Genomic DNA, 697 nt, shown 5'->3' with positions numbered 1-697 from the left:
GGTCGACGTCTTTGACCCGGTAGGACGCGGCCAGCACGAGTGATCGCGATTCGTTCTCGCGCACCGGTGCTGCGGGGTTCGATTCGGCCTCGCCGCCGGGCTGGGCACGTCTCACGCAGCGGAGTGTAACCAATTCGGTTAGATTGACACCGGCGCGGCAGCGCCCGGCCCCAGCATCGACTGGTGTGGTAGGTGACAACGCGCCACTGGGCTTCTCACCGACTGGAGGTGACCGTGCACGGTGACCCGGAGGTGTTGTGCCTGCTCGATGAACAGTTGACCGGTGAGCTCACCGCGATCAACCAATACTTCTTGCACTCGACAATGCAAGAAAACTGGGGATTTACCCAATTAGCCGCCCGGACGCGCGCGGCAGCAGCAGGACGGCACCAGCGCGAACCTATCGACGCCGCCCAGTGTGTCGCGCGGCCACCGACCACCTGAGGGCCGTGCAGTGGGTCGATGCGTGTCGCCGTCGTAGCCGGTCCCGATCCCGGACACTGCTTTCCCGCGATCGCGCTGTGCCGGCGCTTCAGCACCGCCGGCGACACCCCGACACTGCTCACCGGCGCCGAATGGCTTGACGCGGCTCGCACTGCCGGGGTCGACGCCGTCGAACTGGCGGGTCTTGAACCCACCGCGGCCGACGACGACGCCGACGCCGGGGCGAGAATCCACCGGCGGGCGGCCCGCATGG

Annotated in this window: 2 pseudogenes; both read left to right on the top strand. The window is 67.6% G+C overall.

Going from position 1 to position 697, the window contains the following annotated elements:
- Positions 1-234: 234 nt before the first annotated feature.
- Positions 235-378, top strand: a pseudogene (locus tag F6Q13_RS18865) (ferritin-like domain-containing protein); the annotation flags it as partial.
- Positions 379-462: 84 nt separating this feature from the next.
- Positions 463-697 (top strand): annotated as a pseudogene (locus tag F6Q13_RS18860) (glycosyl transferase); the annotation flags it as partial.

The sequence above is a fragment of the Mycobacterium sp. genome (assembly GCF_008709575.1).
Classification (GTDB): Bacteria; Actinomycetota; Actinomycetes; order Mycobacteriales; family Mycobacteriaceae; genus Mycobacterium.
This window is presented reverse-complemented; position numbering and strand designations above follow the sequence as displayed.